This is a genomic window from Microbacterium sp. HMWF026, from assembly GCF_003061325.1.
Lineage (GTDB): Bacteria > Actinomycetota > Actinomycetes > Actinomycetales > Microbacteriaceae > Microbacterium > Microbacterium testaceum_E.
The window spans coordinates 1-5,341 of the sequence record NZ_QAJB01000316.1 but is presented as its reverse complement, the minus strand read 5'-3'; the positions used below and the strand labels follow the sequence as shown (position 1 = coordinate 5,341).

The window sequence follows — 5,341 nt, the reverse complement described above, 5'->3', positions numbered from 1 at the left end:
ACGCCGCTCAGTCGAGCGGAGCGAGCCGTCCGATCGCGGCGAGCGGGATCCCCACCCAGTCGGGGCGGTTGCGCGTCTCGTAGATCGCCTCGTACACGGCCTTGTCGAGCTCGAAGGCCGCCAGTAGCGCGTCGTCGCCCGCTCCGGCGGCACCCGCGGTCTCGCGGTATCCGCTCAAGAACGCCTGCTGCGCCGCGATCACCCACGCCCGCACCGCCGCGCCGTCGTCATCGGCGACCGCTCCCGAGACGTAATCGAACGAGCGCAGCATGCCGGCGACGTCGCGAACGGCCACGTCGGGGCGCAGCCGCTCCGAGATCGGACGCAGGGGCTCGCCCTCGAAATCGAGCAGCACCCACCCATTGGATGCCGTGTCCAGCACCTGACCGAGGTGCAGATCACCGTGGACGCGCTGCAACGCGGGCCACGGCGCGGTCGCCGCGGCGGCGTACACCGCGCGGATCCGCTCGGCATACGGCGCGAGCGCGGGGACCTCGGCGAGAGCGATCGCGAGGCGCCGCTCCCAGGCGCCGACGACCGCCGCGCGATCGGCATGGTCGGGCTCGACCGTGGGGAACTGCCGGGCGAGGGCGACGTGCATGCCGGCGACGCTGGCCCCGAGCGCGTGGGCGCGAGCGGCGAAGTCCTCTCCGGCGGCGGCCGCATCGAGGGCCACCCTCCAGGCGTCCTCGACGCCCTCGAAGAACTCCTGGGCGAAGGCGAGCGAGCCGCTCACCGGCACGCCCTCGGGCGTCACCCACGTCCCGCGTACCTCGCCGATGGCGGCGGGCACGAATGCGGCACCGCCGGCCGCGAGAGCGGATTGCAGCTCGACGTCGGGGTTGATGCCCGGGTTGACCTGGCGGAACAGCTTGCAGATCACGGGCCGGCCCTCGCCCTCGGGGCGGAAGATCAGCGAGGTGTTGGACTGCTCGCCGCTCAGCACCCGCGCGGTCGCGCGCGGCGCGGGCGCGTCCGCGGGGTCGGTCACCAGGGCGATGCCGATGAAGCCGTCCTGAGCGGTTCCCACTTCGCCGCCGACCGTGACCCACCCGTAGAGCAGGTCGGTGAAGGCGGGGTCGGTCGTGGCATCCGCCCACACCTGCCCCTCGGCTGCGGGACCGATCAGACTGCCCGGGGGGACGGACCCCTCGCTGCGACGGACGACCGGCACCTGGTAGACGATCGCCGGTTGAACGGCTTCGTCGCGCACGAGCAGCAGATGTGCCCCGGCGTCGTCGAGCTGCCAGTCGGCGACGACCGTGAGGCGCGGGTCACGTCCCTTCGTGCCGTACCAGCGCTGACGCGGCATCCAGAAGGCAAGGGATTCGAGGAGGTCGCCCATGCGGCGAGGCTAACGCGCGAACCCCCGGTGCGCGCGGGACTTGCGCCCGGGGTGTCGTCGATGAGAAGAGATCAGGATGCCGGGCCCTCGGGCGACGCGGTCGCCTCGGCGTCGGGGGAGTCCCGCGTGCGGCGCCGCGGGAGGGCTTTCTTCGCCGCCGCACTGAGGGCGCTGCCGACGCGGCGGACACCCCCGGCGGCCGCGCGCTCGAGGGGCGCGCTGCCCGGACGCGGCTCGAGATCGGCGGGCAGCTGCGGGGGAGCGGCGCCGAACGCCCGGCGCGCGTTGACCAGCACGCGACGTCCGAGGATGTGGTTGCCGGTGCCGCCCACCACCGCACCGACGCCGAAGGGCAGAGCCTTGCCGACCCACGAGGCCCCGCCGCGGGTGGCGAACTGACGGACGAACGTCGTCTTGAGTCGGTCGACCAGCGGGCCGACGGCGGCGCGCGGAAGGGTCTTCGTGATCATCTCGCCCCAGTAGCCCGAGCGGCCGGTTCCTCGCCCCGAGGCCTGTGCGGCGAGTTGCGAGACGAGGTCGACGCCCTCTTTGCCGAGCATGAGCGCCAGGACGAGTGCGCGAGCGCGGTCGGGGTCGTCGACGGCGACGCCGTGCACCTCGGCGACCGACTGCGCGTACAGCGCGGTCGCCTCGAGGAAGCCCAGGGTTTCGACCCCGCTGAGGGCCAGGGTGACACCCGTGCCGATCCCCGGCACGACGGCCGTAGCTCCGACGGCCGCGCCGCCGGTGGTCACCGCCGCGAGGTAACGGCGCTCCAGGATCTTCAGGATCTCGGCGACCGAGGCGTCCGGGTGACGCAGCCGGATGCTGCGCAGGTGCGCGAGGACGACGGGCCGCTGGACCGACAGCACGCGATCCAGCATGCGGATCGTCCGGGGGTGCTCCTCCGACCCGACCGGCGGCAATCCGCCCTTCCAGGGCGCGTCGTTCGGCAGGGAGTGGATGCGGTGCACCTTCTCGGACATGCCCTCATCCTCCACGCCCAGCCTGAGTGCCCGCCGGTGCCGCGACGGCATCCGGCCCCGGCACCGTTCGCGGCACGCCCGGGCCGTTCCCACAAGGGTCGGGGGCTGTCGGAGGGGGTTGATAGTTTGGTGCGATGACAGCGTCGCTGCCGGAGCTCCCAGACACGTCCTCTTCCGAGACCGAGGGCGCCGCGGCGAGCGTCGAACCCGACGCGGCCGCCGCGTCGGCGGCCGAACCGTCCGCACCGCGGGCCCCTCGCACTCCCCGGGCGACGACCGCGAAACGCCCGGCGCCGCGCAAGACGGCGGCGAAACCGGCGCCGTCGGCGGACTCCGACTCGGCGCCCGCCTCTCCTTCGTCGACGGATGCCGCGACCCCGGCCGCGTCCGCTCCGACCGAGGCCCCGAAGCCCAAAGCCGCCGCCGCCACACCTCGCGCTCCGCGCACCGCCACGCCGCGCGCGGCGGGGACGACGGGCACGGCGAGCTCTACGAAGAAGCCCGCGGCCCCGCGCGCCGCGGGTGGTACGGGTGCGGCGAAGAAGCCCGCGACGCCACGCGCCGCGGCCGGCACGGCCAAGCCGCGCACCGCGAGCGCGACCAGCGCCGCGAAGAAGCCGGCGACCCCGCGCACGACGGCGAAGAAGCCTGCCGCCCCCCGCGCCGCGGCCGCGTCCGCGGCGCCCGAGGCTGACGCATCGCAGGCGCCGACAGCGGCCGATGCGAGCACGCTCGAGACGAAGACCGCGGCGCAGAAGGTCGCCAACCCGAGTGACGTGGTGACCGAGCCGAGTCCCGCCGCTCCGCAGGCCTCTTCGGTCCTCGAGCTCGACGACATCGTCGTCCCGCCGCGCCCGCCGCTGCCCGCGACTTCTCCCGTGGCGCCCGCGTCCTCGGCCGCACCGGTCGAGTCGTCGTCGACGGACCACGTCGTCGAGGACGCACCCGCCGCGATCGACTCGACGCCTGCGGCGGATCCGACGCCGGCGGACGTCGCGGTCGAGGAGCCTGCGGTCGAGGATGCGTCGGTTGCGGCCGATCCGACGCCGGCGGACGTCGCGGTCGAGGAGCCTGTAGTCGAGGAGCCTGCGGTCGAGGAGTCTGCGGTCGAGGATGCGTCGGTTGCGGCCGACCCGACCCCGGTGGACGTCGCGGTCGAGGAGCCTGCGGTCGAGGATGCGCCCGTCGCGGCCGACCCGACCCCGGTGGACGTCGCGGTCGAGGAGCCTGCGGTCGAGGAGCCTGCGGTCGAGGAGCCTGCGGTCGAGAAGCCTGCGGTCGAGGAGCCCGCGGTCGAGCCGATCGACGCCGACGAGAACCCGGAGGCGGTGCAAGCCACCGATCCCGAGGAGCCGTCGACCGACGCCGAAGCCGTTACGACGACGCCGGTCGATCCCACGCCGCCCGACGTGCGCGTCGACGAGCTCGATTCCGACGTCGCGCCCGATGAGCGGACCATCGAGCCCGCGGTCGACACCGAAGCCGAGGCCCCCGACACCGATGCGGAACCCACGCCGGCAACCGCGACCGCCGTTCTCGCTCAGCCTGCCGTCGAGGTCGAGGCCGTGGCATCCGTTTCCCCCGACACCGACGACGAGACCGCTGTCCCCGCCCTCGCGCTGCGGCACGTGACGAAGAACTTCGGCGAGCTTCGCGCCGTCGACGCGATCGATCTGACGGTTCCGGCGGGCTCGTTCTACGGACTGGTCGGCCCCAACGGCGCCGGCAAGACGACCACCCTGTCGATCATCGCCGGTCTGCTGCGCGCCGACGCGGGGACGGTCACGATCAACGGCGTCGACGCCAAGAAGCGGGCCCGCGAGGCGAAGAAGCTCATCGGTGTGCTGCCGGACCGCCTGCGCACGTTCGACCGCCTCACCGGTCGTCAGCTGCTGTCGTACTACGGAGCGCTGCGGGGGCTGCCCAGTGGTCTGGTCGAGAGCCGGATGGCCGACCTCGCCCGCGCCTTCGACCTGGTCGACGCGCTCGCCCGCCCCGTCTCGGACTACTCCGCCGGTATGACCAAGAAGGTCATGCTCGCCGGCGCGATGATCCACTCCCCGCGGCTGCTGGTGCTCGACGAGCCCTTCGAGGCGGTCGACCCCGTCTCGAGCGGCGTGATCCTCGACATCCTCGGCGCCTACGTCGATCACGGCGGGACGGTCATCCTGTCCAGTCACGGCATGGAGCTCGTGGAGCGCGTCTGCTCGCGTGTGGCCGTGATCGTGTCTGGTCAGGTGCTCGCCGAAGGCACCGTCGACGAGGTGCGCGGCGAGGGAACGCTCGAGCAACGGTTCCGCGAGCTGTCCGGCGGACTCGGCGACGTGGAGGGCCTCGAATGGTTGCACACGTTCTCCGCCTGAGGCTGGCCATGATGCTGGGCGCCCTCCGGGGCGACCGGCGCGACGTCATCCGCCGCTCGCTGGGCGTGATCGTCCTCATCGCCGCCACCGTCGTCGCGGCCATGAGCGCCGCCGGACTCGCGGATGCCGGGCGCCTGACGACAGCGGTCGTCACCGTGCTCGCCGGGTCGGCGGTCACCCTCGGCTTCGCCGTCGGGCCGCCCATCACCGCCTCCGTCGACCCGCTCGATCCCCGTCGGTTCGCGGTCGTCGGACCCGAGCCGCGGCCCCTCGCGGGGGCGCTGCTGCTCGCCGGGTTCCTCAGCGTCCCCGTCGTGGTCGTGCTGGTCCTGGGGGTGGCGCTCGCCATCGCGTGGGGAGCACACGGCGCCAATGCGGTCGCGAGCGTGGCATCCGTCGTCCTGGGGTCGACCACGTGCGTGCTGTTCGCGCGCGTCAGCATGGCCCTCGGCGCCCTGGTGCGCCGACCGCGGCAGTCGCGCGAGCTGATGAGCGTGTACCTCGTGGCGGTGCTCGTCGTGGTCGTCCCGGTCGGAGTGTTCCTCGGCTCGCTCGAGTGGCGGGGGGTCGTGCCCTCGCAGCTCGCCTCGGCCGCCGAGATCCTGGCCTGGACGCCGATCGGCGCGGCATGGGGGATCGCCCTGGCG

The 5,341-nt window shown here is 73.7% G+C and carries 4 protein-coding genes and 1 pseudogene; 2 read left to right on the top strand and 3 right to left on the bottom strand.

From position 1 onward, the window contains the following. Positions 1-7 precede the first annotated feature (7 nt). The 3 genes from DBR36_RS12105 to DBR36_RS18420 all read right to left on the bottom strand — a co-directional run bounded on the left by DBR36_RS12105 (position 8) and on the right by DBR36_RS18420 (position 3,097). Positions 8-1,345: an aminoglycoside phosphotransferase gene (locus DBR36_RS12105; RefSeq protein WP_108319724.1), complete on the bottom strand. Its 1,338-nt coding sequence runs from the start codon at positions 1,343-1,345 to the stop codon at positions 8-10. Positions 1,346-1,416: 71 nt separating this feature from the next. Next, positions 1,417-2,331: a hypothetical protein gene (locus DBR36_RS12100; RefSeq protein ID WP_108319722.1), complete on the bottom strand. Its 915-nt coding sequence runs from the start codon at positions 2,329-2,331 to the stop codon at positions 1,417-1,419. 4 nt (positions 2,332-2,335) lie between these two features. Further along, complete coding sequence (locus DBR36_RS18420; RefSeq protein WP_258222771.1) at positions 2,336-3,097, bottom strand: hypothetical protein; 762 nt, start codon at positions 3,095-3,097, stop codon at positions 2,336-2,338. Between the two features lie 13 nt (positions 3,098-3,110). Between DBR36_RS18420 and DBR36_RS12095 the strand changes: the two genes are divergently transcribed. After that, on the top strand, positions 3,111-4,694 hold the full coding sequence (locus DBR36_RS12095; RefSeq protein ID WP_258222770.1) for an ABC transporter ATP-binding protein: 1,584 nt from the start codon (positions 3,111-3,113) through the stop codon (positions 4,692-4,694). Between the two features lie 8 nt (positions 4,695-4,702). After that, positions 4,703-5,341, top strand: a pseudogene (locus DBR36_RS12090) (hypothetical protein); the annotation flags it as partial.

Bases quoted from the DNA above. Each gene is read 5' to 3' on its own strand.
- DBR36_RS12105 (WP_108319724.1), bottom strand. From the start codon at position 1,345: ATGGGCGACCTCCTCGAATCCCTTGCCTTCTGGATGCCGCGTCAGCGC.
- DBR36_RS12100 (WP_108319722.1), bottom strand. From the start codon at position 2,331: ATGTCCGAGAAGGTGCACCGCATCCACTCCCTGCCGAACGACGCGCCC.